This window comes from Streptomyces sp. NPDC002867 (assembly GCF_053591895.1).
Genome location: NZ_JBSFUR010000020.1, coordinates 104,389 through 129,602 on the forward strand (window position 1 = coordinate 104,389; position 25,214 = coordinate 129,602).

General features: G+C 72.2%; 27 protein-coding genes and 2 pseudogenes. 10 read left to right on the forward strand and 19 right to left on the reverse strand.

The window, feature by feature from the left end:
• Positions 1–8: 8 nt before the first annotated feature.
• Positions 9–668, reverse strand: a complete 660-nt coding sequence (locus ACWD0A_RS20500) for a DedA family protein (RefSeq protein WP_451300015.1) — start codon at positions 666–668, stop codon at positions 9–11.
• Positions 665–1,447, reverse strand: coding sequence for an MBL fold metallo-hydrolase (locus ACWD0A_RS20505; protein ID WP_451300017.1), 783 nt, complete (start codon positions 1,445–1,447; stop codon positions 665–667). The genes ACWD0A_RS20500 and ACWD0A_RS20505 overlap by 4 nt, the downstream gene beginning before the upstream one ends.
• 144 nt (positions 1,448–1,591) lie before the next feature.
• Here ACWD0A_RS20505 and ACWD0A_RS20510 point away from each other — a divergent pair, with 144 nt between their 5' ends.
• From ACWD0A_RS20510 to ACWD0A_RS20525, 4 genes are all read left to right on the forward strand, one after another.
• Positions 1,592–3,754, forward strand: coding sequence for an alkaline phosphatase family protein (locus ACWD0A_RS20510; protein WP_451300019.1), 2,163 nt, complete (start codon positions 1,592–1,594; stop codon positions 3,752–3,754).
• A gap of 2 nt (positions 3,755–3,756) precedes the next feature.
• Entirely contained in the window at positions 3,757–4,887 is a 1,131-nt protein-coding gene (locus tag ACWD0A_RS20515; protein WP_451300021.1) for an APC family permease, read from the forward strand.
• A complete protein-coding gene (locus ACWD0A_RS20520) occupies positions 4,847–5,890 on the forward strand; it encodes a zinc-dependent alcohol dehydrogenase family protein (RefSeq protein ID WP_451300023.1) in 1,044 nt (347 codons plus the stop codon). The genes ACWD0A_RS20515 and ACWD0A_RS20520 overlap by 41 nt, the downstream gene beginning before the upstream one ends.
• Before the next feature lie 131 nt (positions 5,891–6,021).
• Entirely contained in the window at positions 6,022–6,441 is a 420-nt protein-coding gene (locus ACWD0A_RS20525; protein ID WP_451300025.1) for a hypothetical protein, read from the forward strand.
• Here ACWD0A_RS20525 and ACWD0A_RS20530 read toward each other — a convergent pair.
• From ACWD0A_RS20530 to ACWD0A_RS20540, 3 genes are all read right to left on the reverse strand, one after another.
• The gene (locus tag ACWD0A_RS20530; RefSeq protein ID WP_451300027.1) at positions 6,431–7,234 is read right to left on the reverse strand and encodes a helix-turn-helix domain-containing protein; all 804 of its coding nucleotides are present in this window, start codon (positions 7,232–7,234) and stop codon (positions 6,431–6,433) included. The two genes, ACWD0A_RS20525 and ACWD0A_RS20530, sit on opposite strands and share 11 nt — an antisense overlap.
• 33 nt (positions 7,235–7,267) lie before the next feature.
• Positions 7,268–7,687 carry an SsgA family sporulation/cell division regulator gene (locus ACWD0A_RS20535; RefSeq protein WP_451300029.1) on the reverse strand — a complete coding sequence of 140 codons (420 nt, stop codon included), beginning with the start codon at positions 7,685–7,687 and terminating at the stop codon, positions 7,268–7,270.
• A 452-nt stretch (positions 7,688–8,139) separates the two neighbouring features.
• Complete coding sequence (locus ACWD0A_RS20540; RefSeq protein WP_451300031.1) at positions 8,140–9,195, reverse strand: phosphatidylinositol-specific phospholipase C domain-containing protein; 1,056 nt, start codon at positions 9,193–9,195, stop codon at positions 8,140–8,142.
• 580 nt (positions 9,196–9,775) lie between these two features.
• On the opposite strand from ACWD0A_RS20540, the gene ACWD0A_RS20545 reads away from it, so the two are divergent.
• On the forward strand, positions 9,776–11,317 hold the full coding sequence (locus ACWD0A_RS20545) for an ATP-dependent DNA ligase (protein WP_451300033.1): 1,542 nt from the start codon (positions 9,776–9,778) through the stop codon (positions 11,315–11,317).
• 3 nt (positions 11,318–11,320) lie between these two features.
• On the opposite strand, the gene ACWD0A_RS20550 is transcribed toward ACWD0A_RS20545, so the two are convergent.
• Positions 11,321–11,827 (reverse strand): FBP domain-containing protein, encoded by a 507-nt coding sequence (locus ACWD0A_RS20550; RefSeq protein ID WP_451300035.1) that lies wholly within the window; start codon positions 11,825–11,827, stop codon positions 11,321–11,323.
• 102 nt (positions 11,828–11,929) lie between these two features.
• Between ACWD0A_RS20550 and ACWD0A_RS20555 the strand changes: the two genes are divergently transcribed.
• Complete coding sequence (locus ACWD0A_RS20555) at positions 11,930–12,232, forward strand: 4a-hydroxytetrahydrobiopterin dehydratase (RefSeq protein WP_307712557.1); 303 nt, start codon at positions 11,930–11,932, stop codon at positions 12,230–12,232.
• Positions 12,233–12,505: 273 nt separating this feature from the next.
• Here ACWD0A_RS20555 and ACWD0A_RS20560 read toward each other — a convergent pair whose 3' ends face one another.
• Together ACWD0A_RS20560 and ACWD0A_RS20565 are read right to left on the reverse strand one after the other, a co-directional pair.
• Positions 12,506–13,123 carry a PASTA domain-containing protein gene (locus ACWD0A_RS20560; RefSeq protein ID WP_451300037.1) on the reverse strand — a complete coding sequence of 206 codons (618 nt, stop codon included), beginning with the start codon at positions 13,121–13,123 and terminating at the stop codon, positions 12,506–12,508.
• 235 nt (positions 13,124–13,358) lie between these two features.
• Positions 13,359–13,501, reverse strand: a pseudogene (locus tag ACWD0A_RS20565) (SAM-dependent methyltransferase); the annotation flags it as partial.
• Positions 13,502–14,017: 516 nt separating this feature from the next.
• Between ACWD0A_RS20565 and ACWD0A_RS20570 the strand changes: the two are divergent.
• Positions 14,018–14,464 (forward strand): hypothetical protein, encoded by a 447-nt coding sequence (locus ACWD0A_RS20570; protein WP_451300039.1) that lies wholly within the window; start codon positions 14,018–14,020, stop codon positions 14,462–14,464.
• Between the two features lie 19 nt (positions 14,465–14,483).
• On the opposite strand, the gene ACWD0A_RS20575 is transcribed toward ACWD0A_RS20570, so the two are convergent.
• From ACWD0A_RS20575 to ACWD0A_RS20605, 7 genes and pseudogenes are all read right to left on the reverse strand, one after another.
• Entirely contained in the window at positions 14,484–14,750 is a 267-nt protein-coding gene (locus ACWD0A_RS20575; protein WP_451300041.1) for a DUF4235 domain-containing protein, read from the reverse strand.
• Entirely contained in the window at positions 14,750–15,181 is a 432-nt protein-coding gene (locus tag ACWD0A_RS20580; RefSeq protein ID WP_451300043.1) for a DUF3618 domain-containing protein, read from the reverse strand. The genes ACWD0A_RS20575 and ACWD0A_RS20580 overlap by 1 nt, the downstream gene beginning before the upstream one ends.
• Positions 15,178–15,600 (reverse strand): phage holin family protein, encoded by a 423-nt coding sequence (locus tag ACWD0A_RS20585; RefSeq protein ID WP_451300045.1) that lies wholly within the window; start codon positions 15,598–15,600, stop codon positions 15,178–15,180. Before ACWD0A_RS20585 ends, ACWD0A_RS20580 begins: the two co-directional genes overlap by 4 nt.
• A 240-nt stretch (positions 15,601–15,840) precedes the next feature.
• A complete protein-coding gene (locus tag ACWD0A_RS20590) occupies positions 15,841–16,389 on the reverse strand; it encodes a phosphatase PAP2 family protein (protein WP_451300047.1) in 549 nt (182 codons plus the stop codon).
• Positions 16,390–16,540: 151 nt separating this feature from the next.
• Positions 16,541–16,769 (reverse strand): annotated as a pseudogene (locus ACWD0A_RS20595) (ribonuclease BN); the annotation flags it as partial.
• Between the two features lie 98 nt (positions 16,770–16,867).
• Positions 16,868–17,329, reverse strand: coding sequence for a hypothetical protein (locus ACWD0A_RS20600; RefSeq protein ID WP_451300049.1), 462 nt, complete (start codon positions 17,327–17,329; stop codon positions 16,868–16,870).
• Positions 17,326–17,811: a hypothetical protein gene (locus ACWD0A_RS20605; RefSeq protein WP_451300051.1), complete on the reverse strand. Its 486-nt coding sequence runs from the start codon at positions 17,809–17,811 to the stop codon at positions 17,326–17,328. Before ACWD0A_RS20605 ends, ACWD0A_RS20600 begins: the two co-directional genes overlap by 4 nt.
• Before the next feature lie 39 nt (positions 17,812–17,850).
• Here ACWD0A_RS20605 and ACWD0A_RS20610 point away from each other — a divergent pair, with 39 nt between their 5' ends.
• Complete coding sequence (locus ACWD0A_RS20610; RefSeq protein WP_451300053.1) at positions 17,851–18,807, forward strand: helix-turn-helix transcriptional regulator; 957 nt, start codon at positions 17,851–17,853, stop codon at positions 18,805–18,807.
• A gap of 174 nt (positions 18,808–18,981) precedes the next feature.
• On the opposite strand, the gene ACWD0A_RS20615 is transcribed toward ACWD0A_RS20610, so the two are convergent.
• The 3 genes from ACWD0A_RS20615 to ACWD0A_RS20625 all read right to left on the reverse strand — a co-directional run bounded on the left by ACWD0A_RS20615 (position 18,982) and on the right by ACWD0A_RS20625 (position 23,038).
• The gene (locus ACWD0A_RS20615; RefSeq protein WP_451300055.1) at positions 18,982–19,815 is read right to left on the reverse strand and encodes an aldo/keto reductase; all 834 of its coding nucleotides are present in this window, start codon (positions 19,813–19,815) and stop codon (positions 18,982–18,984) included.
• 211 nt (positions 19,816–20,026) lie between these two features.
• The gene (locus tag ACWD0A_RS20620) at positions 20,027–21,826 is read right to left on the reverse strand and encodes an AMP-dependent synthetase/ligase (RefSeq protein WP_451300071.1); all 1,800 of its coding nucleotides are present in this window, start codon (positions 21,824–21,826) and stop codon (positions 20,027–20,029) included.
• Between the two features lie 315 nt (positions 21,827–22,141).
• Complete coding sequence (locus ACWD0A_RS20625; RefSeq protein WP_451300057.1) at positions 22,142–23,038, reverse strand: LysR family transcriptional regulator; 897 nt, start codon at positions 23,036–23,038, stop codon at positions 22,142–22,144.
• 103 nt (positions 23,039–23,141) lie between these two features.
• Between ACWD0A_RS20625 and ACWD0A_RS20630 the strand changes: the two genes are divergently transcribed.
• Together ACWD0A_RS20630 and ACWD0A_RS20635 are read left to right on the forward strand one after the other, a co-directional pair.
• The gene (locus ACWD0A_RS20630) at positions 23,142–24,233 is read left to right on the forward strand and encodes a bile acid:sodium symporter family protein (protein ID WP_451300059.1); all 1,092 of its coding nucleotides are present in this window, start codon (positions 23,142–23,144) and stop codon (positions 24,231–24,233) included.
• Positions 24,234–24,359: 126 nt separating this feature from the next.
• A complete protein-coding gene (locus ACWD0A_RS20635; RefSeq protein WP_451300061.1) occupies positions 24,360–24,767 on the forward strand; it encodes a (2Fe-2S) ferredoxin domain-containing protein in 408 nt (135 codons plus the stop codon).
• Between the two features lie 28 nt (positions 24,768–24,795).
• Here the strand turns inward: ACWD0A_RS20635 and ACWD0A_RS20640 are convergent.
• Positions 24,796–25,214 (reverse strand): alpha/beta fold hydrolase (locus tag ACWD0A_RS20640; protein ID WP_451300063.1); only part of this gene is annotated, 419 nt, incomplete at its 5' end.

Here is a 25,214-nt window from a genome sequence, read left to right on the forward strand (position 1 = left end):
GCCGGCGTTCACGCCTCCCGGCGAGTGCCGATCCGGCGCAGCCTGCGCCACACCCAGGGCGCCCCGCTGACCAGCACGGTCAGGGCCACGGCCGCGAGCACGCCCTGCCACGGCTCGGCGAACAGCGACCCGCCCAGGATGCCGATCAGTCCGTACGTCGCCGCCCACGCCAGGCACGCCGGAGCATCCCCGCGCATGAAGCTGCGCAGTCCCATCCGGGCCAGCAGGCAGGCGAGCATGACGGGGATCCGCCCGGCCGGCACCAGACGCGACAGCACCAGCACCGCCACCCCGTGCCGGGCCAGCTTCTCCTGGGCCTGCTCCAGCCGGTCGGGCGCCGCGCGTTCGCGCAGTGCGGAGAGCCAGCGCGAACCGTTCTTCGAACGCACGCCGCGCCGGCCGAGCCAGTACAGCGTCACGTCCCCGACGAAGGCGGCCAGAGACGCGACCAGGAAGACGAACAGCAGGGCGGAAGGAGCCGTCTGATGGACGGCCACCACCGCCGCGGAGCTGACCAGCGCGCCGGTCGGCACCACGGGCACCAGCGCTCCGAGCGCCACCAGCAGGAACAGCGAGGGATAGCCGACGGCCTGCTGCGTCGACTCCGGCGGCAACAGCGGTGCCGGGAGCGCGAGCTGGGCCGCCGTCGCCGGGATCCCGGGGATCACCGCCCGGCCTCCGGCCTGACGCGCTCGCCGTGCCCGAGCCGGTGCACGGCCACTCTCGGCGCCAGCCGGGCCGCCTTGCGGACGAACTCGTCGCCCGGTGCGTAGAACTCGTGCGGCCGGACGCCGTCCATCCCGATCGGCCAGTACGTGCCGTAGTGCACGGGCACGGCGGCGCGGGGCGCGAGCGAGGCGAGCGCCTGGGCCGCGCGCCCCGCGTCCAGGTGGCCGTGGCCCAGGTACGGACCCCAGCCGCCGACGGGAAGCAGCGCCACGTCGACCGGGCCGACCTCGTCGGCCATGGAGTCGAACAGGCCGGTGTCGCCCGCGAAGTACGTGTCGGCCTCGCCGCTGACCACATAGCCGAGCGCGGGGGAGCGGTGCGGCCCCAGCGGCAGCCTGCGTCCGTCGTGCAGCGCGGGCACGGCCCGTATGCGCAGCTCGTCGACCCGCACCTCGTCGCCCGGCGCGACCTCGGTCACGCGCAGGCCGGCCGCCGCGGCGACCCGCCGCAGCCCCGGCACCGAGCGAGCCGCCCCGCGCGGCACGACCAGGCGCGTCCCCGGCGCGAGCCGCGCGAGGGAGGGCAGATGGAGGTGGTCGGAGTGCAGGTGCGAGACGAGCACGGCCTCGGCGACGGTGGCCTCGGCGGGCGGCAGCGCGCCGCGGCGCCTGCGCAGATGGGCCAGCCGCCGCACGAGCAGCGGGTCGGTCAGCACCCGGACCCCCGAGTCCTCGATCGTGCAGGTGGCATGACCCCACCAGGTGATCTCCACCGGCACGCGACGCCTCCTCGCAGCAGCTCCCCGTCCCCGTACGAGCGTAGTTGTCCGGGGGCCCGTCCGTGCGGGTCCCCGGCGGACCGCCGCTTGAGGGGCCGCGCTGTGACACGCTGGAGTCCTGCTCCAGGGGTGAGGTGAGCACGCGTGGTCGAGGGGCGGTGGCGCACTGCCGGAAGAGCCGTCTTCCGGGTCGTGGTGGTGTGGGGCGTGTCGACCGCGACCATGCTGGCGCTCGCAGGGCTGCTGCCCGACTTCCGTCTCCAGTCCCCCGACGGCGACAGCATCACGCGCACGGCGGTCACCGCCGGCTGGGGCGCAGGCGCCTTCGGTCTGCTCGGAGCCCTGGTGTGGCCGGTGATCGTCCGGGCCCTGCTGCTCGTACCCGCGCTCGTGCTCGGCCTGCTCGTCTTCTTCCTCAACGGCTCGCTGCTGCTCATCGCCCTGTGGCTGATCCCGGACGGCCGCGGGGCGGCGGACCCGGAGACCGCCGTCGTCGTGGCCGCCGTCATGTCCGCCGTCGCCTCCGCGACCTCCACCGCGCTCGCCGTCCGCGACGACGACGCCTACCGGCGCCGGCTCTCGCGCCTGGCCCACCGCCGCAGCCGCCGACGCGGTGACGGCTCCGGGCGATCGCGTGCGCCCGGCACGGTCTTCGTCCAGCTCGACGGCGTCGGCCACGACGTGCTGCTGCGGGCGGCCGGGAGCGGCGTGATGCCCACCGTGGCGAGCTGGCTCGGCGACACGCACCGCCTCACGCCCTGGCGGACCGACTGGTCCAGCCAGACCGGTGCCAGCCAGCTCGGCATCCTGCACGGCTCCAACCACGACGTGCCCGCCTTCCGCTGGTACGAGAAGGACCGGCGCCGGATCGTGGTCAGCAACCGCCCGGCGAGCGCGGCCGAGCTGCAGCGCCGCGCCGTCGAGCGGACCGCCGACGGCGGGCTGCTGACCGTGGACGGCGCGAGCCGCGGCAACCTGTTCAGCGGCGGCGCGGACCAACTCGCCCTGGTGCTGTCCGTCGCGGCACGCCGTGGCCGGGCCAACCGCTCGCGCGCCGGTTACTTCGCGTACTTCTCCGATCCGGCGAACGCCGTCCGCACCGCCGTGTCGTTCGTCGCCGAGGTCGCCCGCGAGATCGGCGAGTCGACGCGCGCCCGGCTGCGCGGCGACGAGCCGAGGGTCGGCCGCGGCGGGCTCTACCCGTTCATCCGCGCGTTCGCCACCGTCGTCGAACGCGACGTGGTGGTCGCCGCGGTGATGGGCGACATGCTCGCCGGACGCACCGCCGTCTACGCCGACCTGGTCGGCTACGACGAGGTGGCCCACCACTCCGGGCCGCACAGCCGCGACGCGCAGGCGGTGCTGGAGCGGCTGGACCGGTCACTCGCTCTGATCGCCAAGGTCGCCGAGCACGCGCCCCGCACCTACCGGATCGTGCTGCTGTCCGACCACGGCCAGAGCCCGGGGAGCACCTTCGAGGACGCGTACGGGCTGACTCTGCGCGATCTGGTGCGCGCGGGCTGCGGACTGCCGATGCCGCGCCGCGCCGAGCGCTCCAAGAGCGGGGCGGAGGCCCGCGACGCCGCCCGGAACGCGCTGCGCACCGCCCTGCACCGGGACGTGGACGAGGACGGCGAGCTGGAGCAGGCCGGGGCCGGCTCCGACCCGGTCGTGCTCGCGTCGGGCAATCTCGCGCTGATCTCGTTCCCCGACGTGCCCCACCGGGTGAGCCGGGAGGAGATCCAGCGCCGGTACCCCGCCCTGCTGCCGACCCTCGCCGACCACCCGGGCATCGGATTCCTGCTCGTGCGCAGTGAGCGGCACGGGTCGGTGGTGCTCGCCGCGGGCGGTGCGGCCGTGCCGCTCGCCGACCTCGAGGAGGGCGACGGCGCCGGGCCGCTCGCCGCATTCGGCCCGGGCGCGGTGGACGCCGTCCGGCGCACCGACGGGTTCCCGCACGTCGCGGACATCATGGTCAACTCGATGTACGACCCGAGGACGGGCGTGGTGCACGCCTTCGAGGAGCAGATCGGTTCGCACGGGGGGCTCGGCGGGGAGCAGTCGAAGGCGTTCCTGCTGTCCCCGCTGGAGCTGTCGCCGCCGGTCCCGCCCGGCCGTGAACTGGTCGGTGCGGAGCAGGTGCACCGGGTGCTCAGGCGCTGGCTGCGGGAGTGCGAGGGCCCGCAGGTCCCGATCGGGACGCCCGCCGCCCCGCCGGAGGACGTGCCGGATTTTTCCCGGTGGGACCACCAAACGGAAGAAGGAATTCCGGTTATTGAGGGTCCCGTGCCGGACGAAAAGATGTGATTTTGTCCAGCCTCTCCCGTACCGGACCATGTCCCGGTCCCCAGGAACACCGCGTACCGGCGCTCGCCGTCGCCGGCGTCGGCTACCTCGACGTGCTGATCCCCGTGCACGACTCGCTCGCCGCCACGATCGCCGCCGCCCTCGCCCTGCAGTGGCTGCCCGCACTCGCCAACCTGGCCGGCACCCGCTACGTCGGCGCCGTCCAACTCGTCGCCACCGTCCTGAAGTTCGCGCCCCTGCTGCTCGTCGCCGTCGGCGGCCTGTTCTTCTTCGACGCCGACGCGCTCGGCCCCTTCCGCGCCACCGACGACAGCATGGCCGGCGCGCTCTCGGCCTCCGCCGCGATCCTGCTCTTCAGCTACCTCGGCGTCGAGTCCGCAGCGGTCGGCGCCGGCGAGGTCCGCGACCCCGAGCGCAACGTCGGCCGCGCCACCGTCCTCGGCACCGTGGCGGCCGCCGTCGTCTACCTGCTCGGCACCCTCTCCGTCTTCGGCACCGTCGGCCAGGAGAACCTCGTCGGCTCCACGGCCCCGTTCACCGACGCGGTCGACGTCATGTTCGGCGGCACCTGGGGCGGTACGGCCGTGGCCTGCGCGGCGCTCGTGTCCATCTTCGGTGCGCTCAACGGCTGGACCCTGCTCAGCGCCCAGACCCCCTACGCGGCGGCCCGGGACGGCCTGTTCCCCAAGGTGTTCGCGACCAAGCGGCGCGGCGCGCCCACCGCCGGCGTCCTCGCCACCGTCGTCCTGGCCTCCCTGCTGACCGTTTACAACTACACCGCGGGCTCCGAGGGCGTCTTCGAGATCCTCGTGCTCGTCACCACGTTCACCGCCACCGTGCCCTATCTGCTCGCGACCGCCGCGCAGATCTCCTTCCTCCTGTCCGGACAGTCCGAGCGAGTCCACCGCGGCCGGCTGGTCCGCGACGCGGTCCTGGCCTTCGCCGCGTTCGGGTTCTCCATGTGGCTGGTCGCGGGCTCCGGGTACGCGGCCGTGTACCAGGGAGTGCTCTTCCTCTTCGCCGGTGTGCTGGTGTACGCCTGGATGTCGGCCCGAAGGATCAAGGCCGCCCGGCAGCAAGGAGAGGAAGCGGATGCGAGCCGTCGTGTTCCAGGAGTTCGGCAAGCGGCCTGAGATACGGGAGGTGCCCGACCCGGTCCCCGCGCCCGACGGCGTCGTGGTCAAGGTCGAGGCGACCGGGCTGTGCCGCAGCGACTGGCACGGCTGGATGGGCCACGACAGCGGGATCGCCCTGCCGCACGTCCCCGGGCACGAACTGTCCGGCGTGATCGCCGCCGTGGGCGCCGGTGTGACCGGCTGGTCGGCCGGCGACCGCGTCACCGTCCCGTTCATCTGCGCCTGCGGCCGCTGCCCGGCCTGCTCCCGCGGCGCCCAGCAGGTCTGCGAACGCCAGGAACAGCCCGGCTTCACCCACTGGGGCTCCTTCGCCGAGTACGTTCCCGTCCACCACGCCGACACCAACCTGGTGGCTCTGCCCGACGGCATGCCGTACGCCACGGCCGCGAGTCTCGGCTGCCGGTTCGCGACCGCCTTCCGGGCGGTCGCCGGCCAGGGCCGCGTACGCCCGGGGGAGTGGGTGGCCGTGCACGGCTGCGGCGGAGTCGGCCTGTCCGCGGTGATGATCGCCGCGGCGGCCGGGGCCCGCGTCGTCGCCGTCGATGTGTCGCCCGGAGCGCTGGAGATGGCGCGCACCTTCGGCGCCGAAGTGACCCTCGACGCATCCGCGCTGCCGGGCGGCGTCCCCGAGGCCGTCCACCAGGCCACGGGCGGCGGCGCCGACCTCTCGCTCGATGCCCTCGGCGCGGCCGTGACCTGTGAGAACTCCATCCGCAGCCTGCGCAGTCAGGGCCGCCACGTCCAGGTCGGCCTGCTCCCCTCGGGAGCCCACGTCCCCATGGACCGCGTCGTCGCCCTGGAACTGGAGATCCTCGGCAGCCACGGCATGGCCGCGCACGACTACCCCGCCATGATGGCGATGGTCGCCTCCGGCGCACTGCGCCCCGAACTGCTCGTGATGGCCGAGATCACCCTCGACGCCGTGCCCGACGCGCTGATGGCACTGGACACCGCGCCCGCCACGGGCGTCACGGTGATCACCCCACACGCCACGCCCTGAGGCCCCTTACCTGCGACGTAATCGACGGTCCCCCAGCCGGACGGCAGTCTGAGGGCACCGGAGCCCGGGCGGCGCACTCCGTCCGGACTCCGGGTCCCGTCCGCAACGACCTCGATGGAGGCTGATCCGTCATGTCCCAGGCCCTGCTCGCCGGCATCTCCCGTACCACCGAGCCCCGGACGATGCTGCGCCGTTTCCTCGCCGTGGACGCCGCCGTCACCGGGGCCAACGGGCTCGCGTACGCCGCCGCGTCCGGGCCGATCGGCCGCTTCCTCGGGGTCGACGACGTGCTCCTGCTCGGCGTGGGGATCTTCCTCACCGTGCTGGGCACAGCCGTCGGTCTGCTCGCCGCCCGGCCCCACCCGCCCGTGCCGCTGGTCAAGGCGGTCATCGACGCCAACATCGTCTGGCCGCCGGTCAGCCTCGCCGCGCTCGCGCTCTGGCTGGAGCCGACCCCGGCCGGCGCGGTGTGGACCGTCCTCCAGGCCGTGACCGTGGCGGGACTCGCGGCCCTGCAGTGGTCGGCGCTGAAGGCGACGGCTAGGGCGTGAGCGACTGCAGGTACGCGACCGTCGCCGGGTCGGCCGGGAGGAACGTCTCGATGGCCAGCTCGGCGACGGTCACGTCCAGCGGGGTGTTGAACGTCGAGATGGACGAGACGAACGACAGGACGCGCCCCTTGTGCTCGATCCGCAGGGGGAGTGCGAAATACGGGTAGGGCGTGGGGTCCTCGCGGTCGTCCGGGCCGCCGCCGCCCTCGGGCAGGGGGTACGCGGTGACCTCGTCGTACAGCTCACGCAGCGTCGCCGAACGGGCGAGCGCGATCTGCCGCTCCATCTGGGCCAGCAGATGACCGCGCCACTCGCGCAGGTTGCGGATGCGCGGGGCGAGCCCCTCGGGGTGCAGTGTGATCCGCATGCCGTTCAGCGGAGGCGTGAGCAGGTGCTCGGGCAGGCCGTCGAGCAGCATCGCGATGCCGCGGTTCGCCGCCACCACGGTGTACGAGCCGTCGACGACGACGGCCGGATACGGCTCGTACCCCTGGAGCAGCCGTTCGATGCCCTCGCGCAGGGCGCCCAGGGAGTCGACGGGGGTCTCCGCGTACCGCGGGGCGTAACCGGCGGCGAGCAACAGCGCGTTGCGCTCCCGCACGGGTACGTCGAGGTGCTCGGCGAGCCTGAGGATCATCTCCTCGCTGGGCCGTGAGCGGCCCGTCTCGACGAAGCTGATGTGGCGCGCCGAGGAGTCGGCGCGCAGCGCCAGTTCCAGCTGGCTGATCCGGCGCCGCTCGCGCCAGCCCCGCAGCAGCGGCCCTACACCCGTACCGGAAACGACAGTTGTCATACCCCGACCGTATTACGGGCTGCCCACGGCCTGTCAGCCCCTCGCCTCCCCGAGCAGCGCCGCGAGCGCCTGCTCGATGTCCATGGCCGCGCTCTCGGCCGAGGCGGGCACGGCCGCGTACGCGTGGATCAGGAAGCGGCGCAGGGTCGCGGTGTCGAACTGGAGCAGCGCGACGCCCTCCGGCGAGCGCAGCTCGACCATGGTCTGTACGCGCCCGCAGGGCCAGATGTGGACGTCGCCCTCACCGGAGGGGGCGCGCAGTCCGGAGTCGAGCAGGCTGCGGGCGAAGGTCCACGTGACACCCGTGTCGTTGAGACAGGCCTCCGGCGGGAAGATCATGCGGACGGCGAGCGGGTCGGTGGCGCGGTACAGCAGAATCACCGGCACGGCCAGGGAGTGGGGCGCGTCGCTGATGAGACGGGCCACGACGGATTGCTCGATGGAGGGTGACATCGCTCGCTCCTCTTGGTGCTGTGCGGTCTGCTCCTTCTGCATGGGACGACGTCACGGCAGGGCTCACCCGTACGCGAGCTACACCAGTGGCGCGTGTGACCTGCATCACCCACCTTCGAACTCCGGAGCCCGAATGGCCAGACCTTTGCGCCATCGCATTTCCCCGTAAAAGGGGCGACCGCCCGGTAGGGTCCGCTGATTCCGTGCTTCGGGTCCGATCGTCCGCTTTTCGGGCGGTGTGCCGGTGGCCGAAAACCGCCGACGCGGGCATGGAGGGGAAGGGGAGCCCCAGCCGGACGGGGGTTTCCGGCCGGGGCGGTCAGAGGGCGGGGGCCTGGGACGCCGTCCCGGCCGCACTCACACATAGGTGAACGATAAACCACCAGTGGGCGTTCCCGTCGCTCCCCAGGCCCTCGTGTGATGTGCGTTACTCCGAGTAAAGCTCTGGCCGTCTACCGGGCTCCCCGGGGCGTCACCGTCGCCAGTACCGAGGGCAGCGGGTACCAGTCGGCCGACACCACGCTCGCGTGCCGGCCCGCGAGCAGCGCCACCCGCTCCCGCGCCTGCGCCTCGGTCGGCCGCGTGCCGTCGATCGCGGGCGCGACCTGGTGCGCGGCGGTCATGACGACCAGGTAGTGGTTGCGGTCGTACCAGGCGGTGTCGACCGAGCCGCCCGCATACGTGCTCGCGTCACCGTCGAACACGACGAACCACGGCCGGAGCGACGCGTCCGCGTACCGGGTACGCGGGTCGCCTGCGGCGGCCTTGTGCACCGCCGGGAAGGCGCCCGCCTCGCGGAGGCGGCCCGCCGCCCTGAGGTCACGCAGATGCCCGGCGTACTCGCGGTCGGTCCAGAGCGAGTCGGCCGGATTCCCCTGCTCGACCGTGCCCGGGATGAGCTCGACGACGAACCTGCCGGCCATCGCGGAGCGGGCCGGCCAGCCGTTCGCCCGTACGGCCGTGTCCAGGTCCGGATGCCCGCCGGCCAGGTCGGCCGGCCGGAACAGCGCGTCGCCGAGTTTCGCGGTCAGCAGCGCGTCCAGTTCGTCCGGGCCGCGGCCGAGGTTGTTCCGGAAGCCGTCCTTGAGCTCGATCTTCACGAGGACGGGCCGGTGCCCGGGGTGCGCGTCGTGCCAGGCCCTCATGTCGGCCAGGCAGCCGCCGAGGTCCTGGTTCCTGGGTTTCGTGCGCAGCTCGCCGGCGTGCGCGGCCCCCACGCAGTTGTTGTCGTTCCCCAGCGGGTTGCTGTGCGAGACGCGCCACGACCTGCCGAAGGCGTTCGTCCAGGCGTCGATCTCCAGCATGCCGGCGCCGGAGTCGAGGGCGTCCGCGAAGTACGGGTACTTCGCCTGCTCGTAGGCGTTGTGCACGCCGACCCAGGTGGCGGCGGAGTAGGGCAGCTGCCCCGGGTCCGCGGCCGGTGCGGCCGCCTCGGCGGGAGCGGGAGCGGCGGCGATCAGTCCGGCCGCGACGGCGCCGGTCACGACGGCGCGCAGGAGGTTCCCCATGGGCCTCTGTCCTTGTGTCGAGTGGTCAAGTCGACGGAACGGTAGGCCAGTTGAGCGGCGCGTGGGGAGACAGGACCCGGCCGTTGCGTGGCCCCGGCAGGGGCGCGCCGCATGGGGGCTTCGCCCCCGGCCCATTGGCTTCGGGGTCATCGCACCGGGCCCGTGCTCTCCTGGGCTGCGACCCGGACGGCATGGGCCCTCTGCCCTGGAGGAGGCTGCGCCCCCCTGCACGCACCGCCCTTGGGGCGCTGCCCGGAGCTCCCCTTGCGGGCCTGGTGGCCGTGGAGGAGCCTCCGGACAGGCTGCCGCTGCGCGACACAGCGGCGCGGCCGGGCGAGACGGCCGCCCCCGTGGTTCCGGGGCCGTCCGGCACAGCCGAGGGTGCTCCAAGCCCGCGCGTCCGGCGGCTGGGTCCGGCCGCGCTGGGAGAACTCAGCCCCGCCGGCGTTTGAGGCGCGGGGTTCGGGGCGGAGCCCCGACAAGGGCGCGGTGCCCCAGGGTGGGAAGCCTCGGCAAGGGCCGGGGGGGCCGGGACGGAGCCCTGGGTGCGAGGGCAGGGCGCGCGAGGCACCATGGGCGCATGCTTCTCGCCCGACTCGCCGACGTGTCCCGAGAGGTCGCCGCCACGTCCGCCCGCTCCCGGAAGACCGCCGCGCTCGCGGAGCTGTTCGCCGAGGCCCGCCCCGAGGACGTCGCCCTCGTCATCTCGTACCTCGCCGGACGCGTCCCCCAGGGGCGCATCGGCATCGGCTGGAGCGTACTCAAGGAGCCGGTACCGCCCGCCGCCGAGCCCGGGCTCACCGTCACCGAGACGGACGCCGCCCTCACCGCGCTCGCCGAGGTCGCGGGCCCCGGTGCACAGGCCGAGCGCCGCAGCCGGGTGCGCACCCTCATGGCCGCCGCCACGGCCGAGGAGCAGCACTTCCTGATCCGCCTTCTCACCGGCGAGGTGCGTCAGGGAGCCCTTGACGCCGTGGCGCTGGAGGCGGTGGCCAAGGCCGCCGGCGCACCCGCCGCCGACGTACGCCGCGCCGTGATGCTCGACGGATCGCTGCCGAGGGTCGCCCGCGCCCTGCTCGCCGACGGGCCCGAGGCCCTCTCCCGGTTCAGGCTGCGCGTGGGCAGCCCGGTGCAGCCGATGCTCGCCCACACCGCGAAGTCCGTGACCGAGGCCGTCGCGGCGCTCGGCACCGGCTGCGCGGTCGAGGAGAAGCTCGACGGCATCCGCGTCCAGGTGCACCGCACCGGGGACGACGTCCGCGTCTACACCCGGTCCCTCGACGACATCACGGCCCGCCTGCCCGAAGTCGTGCACAGCGCACGGGAGATGGCGGGGGACCGGTTCATCCTCGACGGCGAGGTCATCGCCCTCGGCCCGGACCGTCGCCCCCTCCCGTTCCAGGACATCGCCTCCCGCGTCGGCTCACGCCTCGACGTGGAGGCCGCGCACGCCGCACTGCCGCTGTCGCCCGTCTACTTCGACGTCCTCGCCGCCGACGGCGAACCCGTCCTCGACCTGCCCAGCCACGAACGGCACGAGCACCTCGCCCGGCTCGTACCCGAACCGATGCGCGTCCGCCGCCATGTCGTCGCCGATCCCGCCTCCGACGAGCAGGTCGCCGCGGCGGAGGCGTTCTTCGCGGAGACCCTGCGCCTCGGCCACGAGGGCGTCCTCGTCAAGGCCCTCGACGCGGCCTACGTCGCCGGCCGCCGGGGCCGCGCCTGGCTGAAGGTCAAGCCGGTGCACACCCTCGACCTCGTCGTCCTGGCCGCAGAATGGGGACACGGGCGGCGCAGGGGCTTCCTGTCCAACCTCCACCTCGGCGCGCGCGCCGAGGACGGCGGCCTCGTCATGCTCGGCAAGACCTTCAAGGGCCTCACCGACGAGATGCTGCGCTGGCAGACCGGAAAACTGCGGGAAATCGCCGTCGACGACGACGGGTTCACCGTTCGCGTCCGCCCCGAGCTCGTCGTCGAGGTCGCCTACGACGGGTTGCAGCGCTCGCCCCGCTACCCGGCCGGTGTCGCGCTGCGGTTCGCCCGCGTGCTGCGCCACCGGCCCGACAAGAGCGCGGACGAGGCCGACACCATCGAACAGGTCCTCTCGGCCGCCGGGCGGTGACCCTCAGCGCACGCCGAGCACCTTGTCCGCGAACGCGGACAGATTCTGCGTCGTGCGCGCGATCTGCTCCTCGAGCGTCAGACTCTCCTCGTAGCGCCCGTGCCGCAGCTTCGGCTGCTTCTTCCCCCGCACGTACAGCGAACAGGCCAGGTCCGCGCAGAGGTACGTACCCACCGTGTTGCCCTCGCGTCCGGCCGCACCGGCCAGCGGCGCGGCGAACAGCGTCACCCCCGAGGACGCGTGCCCGGTGAGACATGCATGGCACATGCTCGACTTCACCGCACTCGTGCGGCCGGTGGACGGGATGCGCAGGGTGATGCCGACCAGCCCGTCCTCGCGTGGGAGCACCATGTGCGCCTTCAGCGGCGCTCCCGGGTCCACCCAGCCGAGAAAGTCGAGGTCGTCCCAGGGCAGTTCGGAGAAGTCCGCGGGCAGGCGCATCCGCGACGCCTCGCCCTTCGTGCAGTTGACGAAGGACGCGCGGATCTGTTTGTCGGTCAAAGGTTCCACTCGGTGGAACGTACACAGCGCGTCCCGGTGCAGGCATCCGAATTACGGGGCATCGGATCTATGGTGTCCCCGTCCGTCGCCCCCTCCGGAAGGATCACGGTCATGCCCACCGAGCCGCTGTCGCAGAAGGAGATCGAGGACCGTCTGCGGGAACTTCCCGGCTGGTCGCTCGAAGGCGACCGCATCGCCCGCTCCTACCGCCTCTCCTCGCACTTCGCCGCGACCGCCATGGTCGTGCACATCGCACAGATCCAGGAGGAGCTGAACCACCACTCCGACCTCACGCTCGGCTACAACACCCTGGCCCTGACCGTGCACTCCCACGACGTGAACGCCCTCACCGAACGGGACTTCGCCCTCGCCGAGCGCGTCGAGGAGATCGCCCCAGGGCACGGCGCGAACTGACGCCCTGGCACGCTCGGCCACTCCCGTGAGGCCGCCGTCTACGACGCCACGCGCGGCGGCGTACCGCGCGCAGGGGCCGCAGCCGCCGCCGTCCTCGGGCCGTCCCGCCGACCGCCCGCACCCTGCTCGACATCGGCTGCGGTACCGGTCCGCGGCCTCCCGCGGGGATGGTCCCTGGCCGACCACCACGGCCACGTCCTTGCACTCCTGCTCCCCGCACCCGCGGGGAGGGTCCCCGCATCCCCGAGGCAGCGTTCGACCACGTTGCGCAGGTCAGCAGTTCCCGCCGAACTTCACTGCGCTGATCGTCACGGGCTGCCCGTCAAGCTTCGCGCCGGCAGCTGGATCCGTGGAGCAGACCCGCCAGTTCGACTCGACGAGCACCATGCGGTCCTGTCCCGATACGTCGTTCACCGTGATGCCTGTCGAGCTGTCGAGAGACTGGCGGGCGACCTTGACCGACTTGCCTATGAAGTTCGGCATGGCTCCGTCGGCCTCCTCGGGCTCGGCCTGATCCCCGCCCGACGGGCAGTCCTCCTCCAGCTTGACCGTGCTGAAGTCGACCTTCGTGTCGGTCGGGTGCCGGCCGGGCGCCGGGGTCTGGGAGCAGACCTTCCAGCCTCGGTCGAGGACCTGATTACGGCCCCGGCCGAGCGCGTCGTGCGACGTGAGCGTGTAGAAGCCGGCTGCCTGCGCCTCGTCCTGCGCGCTCTGCAGCCCCTTGCCCACCATGTCGGGGAGGGCGGCCGACTCGGCGGACGGCTTCTTCTCCGTGCCGGCCGACGCCTTGTCGTTGCCGCTCGGTGCTGTTTCGGCGCCGGAGTCGGTGGGCCCGCAGGCGGTGAGGGCAGCAAGGAGCAGCACAGCGGCTGTGGTGATGCGGGTGCGCATGGGTCCTCCAAGGACATTGCGGATGAGGGCGCCCATCATGCCGAAGCGCACGCAACCTGGGGCGGAAACCACGAAAGCTCCCCAGAACCCGGGTTGATCGCCAGAATGCGGGAACGTGGCCGCCCACGGGGATCACGCCACTGCCCTGTCGTCGGTGCCGGTCATCTCCATTGGAGCGGTCGGCGCGGATCGTGCGTTTCTCTGATGCCGGTCGCTGCTGCGATCTCGTGGAGGGTCACGGACGTCGCGCCAGAAAGACGAACTCCCTTCCTGGGCGGTCGGGTGCATCGCGAACGTCATCCACCACGTACCCGTGCGCGTCCAGGTCTCGACTTCCTCCCGCTCGCGGAAGCGCAGCGTCGAATCCGACGTCAGCACCACGGCATGGCAGTGGAGGACGCCGTGTCAGCCGGCTCAGTCTCTGGCACGGCCTCCTCACCGGACCGCCGAGCGGGCGGTCAGCCGGCCGCATCAGCGCTCGGCGTACCCGACATTGCCGGTGTCCCGGAGCGTGAGCCTTTGCGGTACTGGCTCGAGCTGCGCCGGCCGCAGCAAGCACGAACGGCGTTGGGCATGGGGCCTGGAACTCGTGACCGGATTAGCAGGGACGCACGGTCTGCTGGGCGTCGGCTCCGAGGCTGCGCTGTATGAGGCAGTCGGCCACCGCGGAATCCAGCCGTTCCTGTCCGGGCAGCACACGCATGAGCACCCGATGGGTTCCTCCCTTGAGTCGTGGCGATCAGCCGGTGAATCGGATTCGTCGCGTTCCGGCGTCCGGGTCGATGAGGACGATCAGGCTCCGTTAAGCACAGACGGTCGGCGAGTTCTCGCAGGTGGCTGCTGGTCGCACGGGCAATCTGGGGGGATGTGACAACCTATGATACGGAGTTGATCATGAGACATGTTGCGATCACCGGCACCCGCAAGACCGATCACCGCCGCGTCGACGACTACGACCGGCTGTTCGCCGACTACCTGGCCCCGTTCGCCAACGACACGCGGTTCTTCATCGGCGACGCCCACGGCATCGACACCCTGGCGCTTCGGTGGCTCGCCGAACACACTGCGGCGTACCTGACCGTCGTCACCCCCGGCAGGCTCGCCCAGCAGGCCGCCGAAACGCGCGCGGCGGTGCACGAGATCGGCGACCGTGTCGAGCTGGTCGAGCTCGGCGCCGACGAGCTGCGCACCTCCGCCTACCTTGCCCGGAACCGGTACATGGTCGACCAAGCCGAGTTGACGATCGGCTTTCCGTACGGAGACGAACCTCTGTCGGGCACCTGGCAGACGCTCAACTACACGGCAGAGCAGGGAAAACCGCGTCTGATCGTGCCCGTGTAGCGCTTTGGACAATGCACGGTCAGCCGGGCCATGTTCCGGTCAGGGGCTGCACGGTGGCGGCGCCGCCGCGGTCGACTGCCGCCTTGACCCCGGCGAAGATTGCGCCCTGCAGGGTGGCGGCGGCCAGGACCTCCTGCCAGCTGCGGTCTCTGTCGGTGGCGTCGGGCGCGTCTTCGTCGTTGCCGAGGGCCTTCCACACCTGCTTGAAAACCGTACCGGCCACGACACCGCTCACGGCGCCGAGCGCCAGGCCCAATGGCTTGTAGGCGGCTTTGGACGCTTTCATCAGCACCTCCTGGTGCGCCGGGCGAAGAGTACTGCGACGAGCACGGCCGCACCGGCGGCGATGAGCAGACCCCGACTGCTGCCCGCCGTCTGTGCTATCCGATAGGCCTTCTCGCGGGCCGGCTCCGGGGTCCTGTTCTGGATCTTTTCTCCCAGGCCGTGGGCGGTCTCGGCCAGCTGCTGCTTGGCGTGGGCGGCCTTCTCGCGTACGGGCTCGGGAGTCTTGTCCTGCGCGGCGTGGAGTACGTGGGCGGCCTTGTGCTGGATCTGGTTCCTGGCCCTCGTTGCCTTCTGCTGAGCCTGGGCCTTGATCTCGGCCTTGGCTGACAGCGCCTCGACCGTCTCGCCGAGTTCTTGGCGGGTTCCCTCCACCTGCTCGCGCAGTTCCTCAGGAGTGGGGGTTGAACCGTTGCTGCGGGACTCGTCGGTCATCGGTGTGCCCTCTCCTTGATCTCGGCCACATCTGCCTTGACGCCCTCGATGGCCTGCTCGGGTGCGGGCGGGCTGGCCTCGCCGACCTTCTTCCTGCCCACGGCAGCGAGCCCCCCGGCCACCGCCGCAAGCACCGCCGTGACGGTCAGCGCGGAGCCCCACAGCGGCCAGACCAGGTCCAGCGCCACGATCGCGGTGGCCGCGAGCGCCTGCAGCGCGATGAAGCCGATCACACCGGCTCCGCCGAACAGTCCGCCGCCGAGGCCGAACCGTTTCCCCTTCTGCTGCATCTCCGCCTGCGCCAGACGCAGCTCCTGCCGCATCAGCGTGGAGATCTGCTCCGATGCCTGCTTGACCAGATCGCCCACCGACTCCTCATGGTCCTGACGCGGCGGGTGATCCACTGACCTGAACTTCATCGTGACCTGATCTTTCCCGTTCGGCCACCCGGGGCTTCAGCGCTCCTTGCCGCCGGCGGGGGAGACGTCTTCGGACGAGGGCGCAGCGTTCAGTACGAAGTGGTCGCTCCTGCCGGGTGGTGCCGGCCGAGCGTTCCGCCATGACGCCTCTTCATTCGTGACGGGTGTACGGAGCGTTTCCCGGCGGGTACCCGAGCGGCGTCGGCCCACTCCGTTGCAGAAGGGCCTTTTGCCGACGCGCTACAACAGGCTGCGGAGCAGCAGGCGGGGTGCGCGGTGGACCAACAGGGCGCTGGCCAGACCGATGGCGGCGCCGGCCGCGATGTCGCTGGGGTAGTGCGCTCCGGTGTGGACGCGCTCGAGGGCCACCATCGCCGTGGGGACGGCGGTTGCGGCTGCCCACCAGGGCGAGGCGGTGGCCACCGCGGCGGTGAAGCCCACGGCGGCGGCGGTGTGCCCGGAGGGGAAGGAAGAGCTGTCCGGCCGGTCTTCGACGTCGTCGTGCGGGATCATCTGCTCGGGCGGCCTGCGCCGCTCGTACAGCTGCTTGCACACAGCATTCGACAGGACTTGCGCAGTGAGCATGCTCAGCACCCCCGCCGCCGCAGCCTTGCGCTGGGTGCGTCCCCCGACGGTGGCCATGGTCAGCGCGGCTGCCCACCAGAGTTTGGTTCTCTCGGCCGCGGACTCCACGGCCGGAAGCACCTGCCGTGCCCAGGGCGAGTCCCAGGAGGCGGCCCGGCGGGTCAGCCGGCGGTCGAGGCGGCGGACGTCATCGAGGAGGCGCATGATCACCTGCTTCCCGTCGTCCGGCACCCGACACATCAATCTCTGCGCCCTCGGCCCGGGAGAGGGTCAGCCCGGGAAAGGGTCAGTGGTCGCCCGTGTCCTTGCGTTCCTGATCACTCCATTTGCGGGTGTCGCGGGGCTCGACGCAGGGCGCCGCGGCCCGGTCGGCCAGCTCGTCGTCCTTGAACTCTTTCAGCGTCCGCTTGAGCACCGCCCCCCCACGACCGCTTGGGCATGTCGGTGGGCTCATCCGGCGAATCGCGCTCCACCTGCGGATCAGGCCCGGGCCGGCCACCCTCCGACTTCCGATCCGCCCCACGAGCCGCACTCCGGTGCCGACCCTCCTGCTGATGCCGTTCATCCCGCTTGCGCTGCCACATCGGTGCCATGCCGTACGGGTAACCACGAACGCTGCGCCGTGAACGTCCAGCCGCCCCGGTCCTCGCGATTGCAGTAACGGATGGACCTGACGCGCTGCCTAGGGACGCGACAGCTCCATCACCCAGTTCGTCAGCCACGTCCGCCCGTCGTCGACGGAGAACGCCTGCTCCCAGCGGGCCGACGACGCGGTGATGCCCGACCACACGAAGCGGACCAGGACGTCCTTGCCGTCGTGGGTGTCCTTCCCGTGGAACACGCCCCGGCCGTCCGCCCGGAAACGGCCCGTGACGGGCGGGAACAGGGTGCCGGTGCGGCTGCTCGACCAGTAGAGGGACCACTCCTCGCGCACCTGGTCGTACAGCCGCAGCGTCAGCCCCGAGACGCCCGAGGCGGGGAAGACGATCTCGTCGAAGTTCGCCCGCCCGTCGAAGTGGCGCGACGCCCGGCTGACGGCCTCGAACTCCTCCCACTCGCTCGCCTCGTCCAGGAAGTCCGTGCGGCGGCGGTTGGCCACCCGCCACTCGCCGACGAAGAAGTCGAAGTCGTGCGGTGTGCTCATACGAGGTCTCCCGTCATGCCGTCGGGCATCGAGTCGGACAGATAGGCGTTCAGGTCCGGACGGCCGGGGGCGAGCATGTGCCGCACCCACGCGTCGCGTTCGTGCCGGATGGGCGGCAGCTCCCACACGCAGCCGATCCACGACCGCTCCCGGTCCGTCCGTACGAAGTGGGCCGGGTCCCGGTCCGGGCAGCCGAGCACCGGCTGGCCCGCGGCCGCGCCCGCGAAGTGCAGCACGTTGTCCCAGACCCAGCTGTAGGCGTTGAGGTACGCGCCGTCGTCTCCTCCCCTGTGGAGGACGACGAACGTGACCGGGGGCGTACCGTCCGGCTCGGGGAGCAGCTCGGGAAGGATCGCGTACGCCGCCTTCTCGACCTCGGGCGCGATGCCGGCCGGATCCGCGGTGACGTGGTAGCGCTTGATGTGGCGGCCGCCCGCCTCGAAAGGCGGCAGCGACCGCAGGAATTTCTCTGCGAATGCCATACGTGGACGCTAGAGGCCCTTCACTGACACCCTGTGTCAGTGAAAGCCGACCGACTCGTCTCGATTTTGCTGCTCCTGCAGACCCGTGGGCGGATGACCGCCGCGCAGCTCGCTCGGGAGCTCGACGTGTCCGTGCGCACCGTCTACCGGGACGTCGAGGCGCTGCACTCGGCCGGCGTGCCGCTGTACGGGGACGCCGGCCACGCCGGCGGTTACCAGCTGCTCGCGGGCTACCGCACGCGCCTGACCGGCCTGTCGGCGGAGGAGGCGGAGGCGCTGTTCCTGTCCGGCATCCCGGGGCCGGCCGCCGAACTGGGCCTCGGCCCCGCCCTCGCGGCCGCCCAGCTCAAGCTGCGGGCCGCGCTGCCCGCGGCCCTGCGCGACCAGGCGGACCGGATGCGCGCCCGCTTCCACCTGGACGCGCCCGGCTGGTACGCCGCCGACGAGGAGGTCCCGCATCTGACGGCCGTCGCGGACGCGGTGTGGCACAGCCGGGTGCTCGCCGTGCGCTACCGGCGCTGGAAGGAGCCGACCGACGTGGACCGGCGCCTGGAGCCGTACGGCCTCGTGCTGAAGGCCGGCCGCTGGTACGTGGTGGCGGGACCGGGACCGCGGACGTACCGCGTGGACCAGATCCTGGAACTGGAGCCGGCGGACGAGGAGTTCACGCCGCCTGCGGACTTCGACCTGGCCGCGTACTGGCAGGGCTACCAGGTGGACTTCGTCACCCGCCTGCACCGGGGAGAGGCAGTGGTCCGCCTCTCACCCGCCGCCGCGGCCCGCCTGACGGGCGTGGCGGCCCGGGCGCTGGCCGAGACGGGCGTGAGGGAACAGGACGGCTGGACGCGCGCCGTGCTCCCGATCGAGTCGGAGGACCGGGCGCTCGCCGAGTTCCTCGCGTTGGGCACGGAGGCCGAGGTCCTGGAGCCCCGATCGCTCCGCAGCCGCATCGCGGCGACGGCCCGCGGTGTGGCGTCACGGCACGCCGAGCCCTGACCGGGTGTCCGGCCGCGAACGCACCGGACGCCACGCGTCGTGGCCCGCTCACTGTCCCTCTCCCCGACGATCGGCACCATCCTCGCACCGGGCACCGACAGCGTCCGGACACGACGACGGCGCAGCCGCGTGCGCGCGGCTGCGCCGGATCGTCCGAGCCGAACAGGGCCCGTCTCAGGCGAGGTTGAACACCGCCGGGTCCGGGCCGAGCCGCTTGCCCTCGTCGAGCGCGGCGAAGGCGGCCAGGTCGTCCGCGTCCAGCTCGAAGCCGAACACGTCGATGTTCTCCCGGATCCGGGACGGCGTGACGGACTTGGGGATGACCACGTTGCCGAGCTGGAGGTGCCAGCGCAGCACCACCTGGGCAGGGGTGCGCCCGTGCTTCTGGGCGACCGCGACGACCGTGGGCACCTCCAGCAGGCCCTTGCCCTGGCCGAGCGGGGACCACGCCTCGGTCGCAATGCCGTGGCGGGCGTGCGCCTCGCGGGACGCCGACTGCTGAAGCTGCGGGTGCAGTTCGATCTGGTTGACGGCCGGGACGACCGAGGTCTCGCCGATCAGCCGCTCCAGGTGCTCCGGAAGGAAGTTGGAGACGCCGATGGCCTTGGCGCGCCCCTCCGCGTGGATCTTCTCGAAGGCGCGGTAGGTGTCCACGTAGGCGTCCTTGGCGGGCACCGGCCAGTGGATGAGATACAGGTCGACGTAGTCGAGGCCGAGCCTGTCGAGGGAGGCGTCGAACGCGCGCAGCGTCGCGTCGTAGCCCTGCTCGCTGTTCCACAGCTTGGTGGTGACGAAGAGCTCCTCGCGGGCGATGCCGCACTCGGCGACGGCCTTGCCCGTGCCCGCCTCGTTCTCGTACACCGCGGCGGTGTCGATGCTGCGGTAGCCGGCCTCCAGGGCCGTGGTGACGGCCTGCGCCGCCTCGTCGTCGGGCACCTGCCAGACACCGAAGCCGAGCTGCGGCATGGCGACACCGTTGTTGAGGGTGAGGGAGGGGCCCTTGCTCACGAGCGGTCGATCCTTACGTCGTCGGTCGGTACTCACAGGGTCAACGATCACATCCGGGGACGCATTCCCAGGGAGGGTCCGGCTCGATGCGGAGGCGGTAACCGGTGCGCGGACCTGGTCGACCACCCGCCCGCCCGCCCGCCCGCCCGCGCGGGCCGGCCCCGCCCCGTACGTCCACCGTGCCCGCGCCTGCCCTGAGCGGCGGCGGACGTCACTGGTACAGGGCGTCCACCTCGGCCGCGTACGCGTTCTCGATCGCCTTCCGCTTCAGCTTGAGGGAAGGCGTCAGCAGACCGTGCTCCTCGCTGAAGGGGTGGGCGAGTATCCGGAACGTACGGATCGACTCGGACTTGGACACGAGGGTGTTGGCGGCCACCACCGCGCGCCGGATCTCCATCTCCAGATCCGGGTCGCGCACCAGTTCAGCCGGCGGCAGCAACGCCTTGCCCTGGATCGTCAGCCAGTGGTCGACGGCCTCCGGGTCGACGGTGACGAGGGCGGCGATGTACGGGCGGTCGTTGCCGACGACGAGGCACTGGGCCACCAGCGGATGCGCACGCACCCGTTCCTCCAGGGCGGCGGGCGAGACGCTCTTGCCGCCGGACGTCACCAGGATCTCCTTCTTCCGGCCGGTGATCGCCAGATAGCCGTCCTCGTCGAGTGCGCCGAGGTCGCCTGTGGCCAGCCACTCGTCGTGCAGCACGGCGTCCGTGGCCTTCGGGTCGTTCAGATAGCCGGAGAAGATGTGGGCGCCGTGCAGCCAGATCTCGCCGTCCTCCGCGATGTGCACGGTCGTGCCCGGGATCGGCTGGCCGACCGTGCCGTAGCGGGTGCGCTCGGGCGGGTTGGCGGTGGCCGCCGCGGTGGACTCGGTCAGCCCGTAGCCCTCGTAGATCGTGACGCCGGCACCGGCGAAGAACAGCCCGAGGCGGCGGTCCATGCCCGAGCCGCCGGACATCGCGTGGCGCACCCGGCCGCCCATCGCGTCGCGCACCTTCGCGTACACGAGCTTCTCGAACACCTGGTGCTGGACGCGCAGGCCCGCCGAGGGACCGGGACCGAGTCCGAACGCCCGGTGCTCCTGGGCTTCCGCGTACCTCACGGCCACCTCGACGGCCTTGTCGAACGCTCCCGCCCGGCCCTCGGTCTCCGCCTTGCGGCGGGCGGCGTTGAAGACCTTCTCGAAGATGTAGGGAACGGCGAGGATGAACGTCGGGCGCAGCGAGGCCAGATCGGGGAGCAGCGCGCTCGCCTGCAGCACCGGCTGGTGGCCGAGCTTGACGCGGCCCCGGATCGCGGCGACCTCGACCATGCGGCCGAAGACGTGGGACAGGGGCAGGAACAGCAGCGTCGCGGCCTCGTCCCCCGGGCGGGAGTGGAACACCGGCTCCCAGCGGCCGACCATGGTGTCGGACTCGAACATGAAGTTGGAGTGTGTGATCACGCAGCCCTTGGGGCGGCCCGTCGTGCCCGAGGTGTAGATGATCGTCGCGATCGAGTCCGGGGTGACGGCCCGCCGGTGGCGGTGCACCACGTCGTCGTCGATGTGCGCCCCGGCCTCGAACAGTTCGGCCACGGCTCCGGCGTCGAGCTGCCACAGCCGCTTCAGCTGCGGCAGGCGGGCGATCACCGAGCCGATGGTCATCGCGTGGTCCTCGTGCTCCACCATGCAGGCCGAGACCTCGGAGTCGTGCAGCATCCAGTAGACCTGCTCGGCGGAGGACGTGGGATACACGGGCACGGAGTGCGCGCCGACCGTCCACAGCGCGAAGTCGAAGAGGGTCCACTCGTAGCGGGTGCGGGACATGAGGGCGACCCGGTCGCCGAAGCGGACGCCGTGCGCGAGCAGTCCCTTGGCCAGCGCCAGCACCTCGTCGCGGAACTGCGCCGACGTGACGTCCTGCCACCGGCCCTGGTCGTCCTTGCGGGCGAGTGCCACGCGGCCCGGATCGTCCTGGGCATGGTCGAAGACCGCGTCCGCCAGTCCGCCGACCTGAGGCGCCGCGGCCAGGGGTGGGACAGTGAACTCGCGCAATGGCCTGCTCCTTGTGGCGCTCCGCACAGCGCCGTGACCGTACCCCACCGTTACCCCGGGCGGGAGGGGCTGCGTGGAGGGAAGACGAAGGTCATCGGCACAGGTCAGCGGCGCAGCCGGGTGGCTGGGGCGGTCGGTCGAGGACAATTCTGACCTCAGAGTAAGTACGGTGGGGCGGAATCTCCACCGAATCTGTACGCGGTGATCACCGACGCTCTACCGGGCGCCGACATCGGTCCACACCTGGTGGGGGACGCTCCGGCCCGGGCAGGCCCGCGGCTCGCCGCCGGCTCAGCGCGGTGCCGGGCCGTGCAACCGGTCGCCCGCCGCCAGGAGCGCGTCGGCGAGGGCCGACGCCGCCTCCTGCGCCGCGGGCCGTCGCCGCCCCTGGAGCAGGACGAAGTCGACCGTGCCGAGATCGGGCAGCCCCGACCGGTCCGGGACGGCGACCAGACCCGGCGGGATGAGCCCGCGCGTGTGCGCCATCACGCCGAGCCCGGCGCGGGCCGCGGCCACCAGGCCGCTGAGGCTGCCGCTCGTGCACGCGATCCTCCAGGAACGGCCCTCCCGCTCCAGCACGTCGAGCGCGCGGGCCCGGGTGACCGCGGGCGGCGGAAACAGGATCAGCGGAAGGGGCCGCTCGGGATCCGGGCGTACGCCCTTGGCCGCGATCCAGACCATGCGGTCGCGCCAGACCAGCTCCCCGTGAGAGGCGCCTGGCCCGCGCTTGGCGAGCACCAGGTCGAGGCGGCCCGCCTCCAGGCGTCTGTGGAGCGTCCCGGACAGCTCCACCGTCAGCTCCAGGTCGACCTCGGGATGGTCGCGGCGGAACGACTCCAGGATCTCCGGGAGCCGCGTCAGCACGAAGTCCTCGGAGGCCCCGAACCGCAGCCGGCCGCGCAGCCGGGTGCCGGTGAAGTACGCCGCGGCGCGCTCGTGCGCCTGGAGGATCGTCCGCGCGAAGCCGAGCATCGCCTCGCCGTCCTCCGTGAGTTCGACGGTGTGGGTGTCCCGGGCGAACAGCGGCCGGCCGGTCGCGTCCTCCAGCCGGCGCACGTGCTGGCTCACCGTCGACTGCCGCAGCCCGAGGCGACGGGCGGCCTGCGTGAAGTTCAGCGTCTGTGCGACGGCCAGGAAGGTGCGCAGCTGCGTCGGGTCGTACACGCCTCCCACGGTAGCGTTGCTCATCACGAAAAGCGATGGCAGTCAGAGTGGTGTACGGGATTCCCGATCGCGCCGGCGCAGAGGACCATGGAGAGGGCACGTCCTGATCCGAGAGCAAGTGGAGCTCATGAACCGCCGCCGTACCCCGCGCCTGCCGTCCTGGCTGCCGATCGACCCGTACATCCTCGCCCTGCTGGGGACCGTGGCGCTGGCCGCGCTGCTGCCCGCCTCGGGCACCGCGGCCGACGTGGCGGGCGGCGCGTCCACCGGGGCGGTGGCCCTGCTCTTCTTCCTCTACGGCGCCCGGCTGTCGACCCGCGAGACGCTCGACGGGCTGCGGCACTGGCGACTGCACGTGACCGTGCTCGCCGCGACGTTCGTGGTCTTCCCGCTGCTGGGTCTCGCCGCGGGCGGGCTCGAACCGCTCGTCCTGACGCCCGAGTTGGCGAACGGACTGCTGTTCCTGTGCCTCGTGCCCTCCACGATCCAGTCGTCCATCGCCTTCACGTCGATGGCCCGCGGCAACGTGCCGGCGGCGATCTGCGCCGGTTCGTTCTCCAGCCTCGCCGGCATCGTGCTCACACCGCTGCTGGCGGCCCTGCTGCTGGGCGGCAGCGCGGGCGGCTTCTCCGCGAACTCGCTGCTGCGGATCGTGCTGCAACTGCTCGTTCCGTTCGTGGCGGGCCAGTTGCTCAGCCGCGGCCGGATCAAGAGGGGCCGCGCGCAGCGCGTCAGGCAGGGTGGTGGTGGGCGACGGGTGGGAGGCTTCCTCGCCCGGCACAGGCAAGTGCTCGGATACGTCGACCGTGGCTCGATCCTGCTGGTCGTCTACACGGCCTTCAGCGAGGGCATGGTCGCGGGGGTCTGGCACCAGGTGACCCCGGCCCGGCTCGGCGGCCTCCTCGCGATCGAGGCGGTGCTGCTCGCACTGATGCTGACGCTGACGTGGTTCGGCGCGAAGCGGCTCGGATTCGGCCGGGCGGACCGGATCGCGATCCAGTTCGCGGGATCGAAGAAGAGCCTGGCGGCGGGCCTGCCGATGGCGGTGGTGCTGTTCGGCGCGCAGGCGAGCCTGGCCGTGCTGCCGCTGATGCTGTTCCACCAGCTGCAGCTGATGGTGTGTGCGGTGATCGCGAAGCGCCGCGCACGCGGTGGGGCCCTTGCCGCCCCCGCCCCGCGCCCTGGGGCGTCCGCGCCCACCGCACTGCAGAACCGATGAGCGGATCCTGACCAGCGATGGATCGTGCGCCGCCTCTTCCCGCTCGAACCACGCGCTGATCGTCCTGATGGCCGAGTCGGGCCCCCCTTTGCCGCGGCCCTGTCGTGCGCCTGGGAAGATCAGCCGGTGACGACGTTCGCGATACGACCCTTCGGCGCCCGCCCCTGCACTCTCGTCGTCTGCCGGGGGTGCTGCTGCGGCGACGCCCGCAAGAACCCCGGGACCGACCACGCCGGCCAACTCGCCCGTCTGCGCGGCGCTGCCGACGTGTCCGGTGGGCGTCTCGCCGTGCGCACCAGCGACTGCCTCGGCCCCTGCGGCCAGGCGAACGTCATCGTCGTGCAGCCCTCCACCGAAGGCCGCCGCCGCGGAGCCCGTGCCGCCTGGATCGGCTGGGCACTCGACGACGACGCCACCGACGACGTGATCGCGTGGGCCGAGGCCGGCGGCCCCGGCGTGGCCGAGCCGCCGGCGACCCTGACGCTCCAGATGATCCCGCCGCCGTCGGATGCCCGCCGCCGCGCCGGCCGCTAGAGCCGGGCTTGAGGAGCAGGGAGGTTCCTCAGGCGGTGTGTTCGGTGACGAAGTCCTCCGGCTCGACGGCTGGTGCGTAGTGCGCATAGCGGTCCAGGAAGCGGACGCTGACCCGGTTCGCGGACGAGGTGCGGTCGTTGAGGAGGACCGTCATGGCGGCCACGTGGTAGGCGAGCATGCCGCCCGCGCTCAGCCCGTAGAGCACGATCGGGCGGTCGTCGCGGGACCGCTCGTGGGCCAGGAAGTCGACGACCGGGTCGACCCAGTCGTCGTAGGAGGGGTGCCGTGCCCGGTTCGACCTGGGTGTGTGGGGCGCGCGATGTGCACGTCGGACGCCGAGGCGGCCCTCCTCCCCGGCCGGGGAGGAGGGCCGCCCGTTGCACCGGCGGTCGCGGGCGGGGGGAACCAGCGCGGGGCGCCCCCGGGGGGGCCGAACGGCCGGGCCCA

Coding starts and splice junctions, on each gene's coding strand:
- ACWD0A_RS20520 (WP_451300023.1), top strand. CDS start 4,847: ATGCGAGCCGTCGTGTTCCAGGAGTTCGGCAAGCGGCCTGAGATACGG.
- ACWD0A_RS20525 (WP_451300025.1), top strand. CDS start 6,022: ATGTCCCAGGCCCTGCTCGCCGGCATCTCCCGTACCACCGAGCCCCGG.
- ACWD0A_RS20530 (WP_451300027.1), bottom strand. CDS start 7,234: ATGACAACTGTCGTTTCCGGTACGGGTGTAGGGCCGCTGCTGCGGGGC.
- ACWD0A_RS20535 (WP_451300029.1), bottom strand. CDS start 7,687: ATGTCACCCTCCATCGAGCAATCCGTCGTGGCCCGTCTCATCAGCGAC.
- ACWD0A_RS20540 (WP_451300031.1), bottom strand. CDS start 9,195: ATGGGGAACCTCCTGCGCGCCGTCGTGACCGGCGCCGTCGCGGCCGGA.
- ACWD0A_RS20545 (WP_451300033.1), top strand. CDS start 9,776: ATGCTTCTCGCCCGACTCGCCGACGTGTCCCGAGAGGTCGCCGCCACG.
- ACWD0A_RS20555 (WP_307712557.1), top strand. CDS start 11,930: ATGCCCACCGAGCCGCTGTCGCAGAAGGAGATCGAGGACCGTCTGCGG.
- ACWD0A_RS20560 (WP_451300037.1), bottom strand. CDS start 13,123: ATGCGCACCCGCATCACCACAGCCGCTGTGCTGCTCCTTGCTGCCCTC.
- ACWD0A_RS20570 (WP_451300039.1), top strand. CDS start 14,018: ATGAGACATGTTGCGATCACCGGCACCCGCAAGACCGATCACCGCCGC.
- ACWD0A_RS20575 (WP_451300041.1), bottom strand. CDS start 14,750: ATGAAAGCGTCCAAAGCCGCCTACAAGCCATTGGGCCTGGCGCTCGGC.
- ACWD0A_RS20580 (WP_451300043.1), bottom strand. CDS start 15,181: ATGACCGACGAGTCCCGCAGCAACGGTTCAACCCCCACTCCTGAGGAA.
- ACWD0A_RS20585 (WP_451300045.1), bottom strand. CDS start 15,600: ATGAAGTTCAGGTCAGTGGATCACCCGCCGCGTCAGGACCATGAGGAG.
- ACWD0A_RS20590 (WP_451300047.1), bottom strand. CDS start 16,389: ATGCGCCTCCTCGATGACGTCCGCCGCCTCGACCGCCGGCTGACCCGC.
- ACWD0A_RS20600 (WP_451300049.1), bottom strand. CDS start 17,329: ATGAGCACACCGCACGACTTCGACTTCTTCGTCGGCGAGTGGCGGGTG.
- ACWD0A_RS20605 (WP_451300051.1), bottom strand. CDS start 17,811: ATGGCATTCGCAGAGAAATTCCTGCGGTCGCTGCCGCCTTTCGAGGCG.
- ACWD0A_RS20625 (WP_451300057.1), bottom strand. CDS start 23,038: ATGAGCAACGCTACCGTGGGAGGCGTGTACGACCCGACGCAGCTGCGC.
- ACWD0A_RS20630 (WP_451300059.1), top strand. CDS start 23,142: ATGAACCGCCGCCGTACCCCGCGCCTGCCGTCCTGGCTGCCGATCGAC.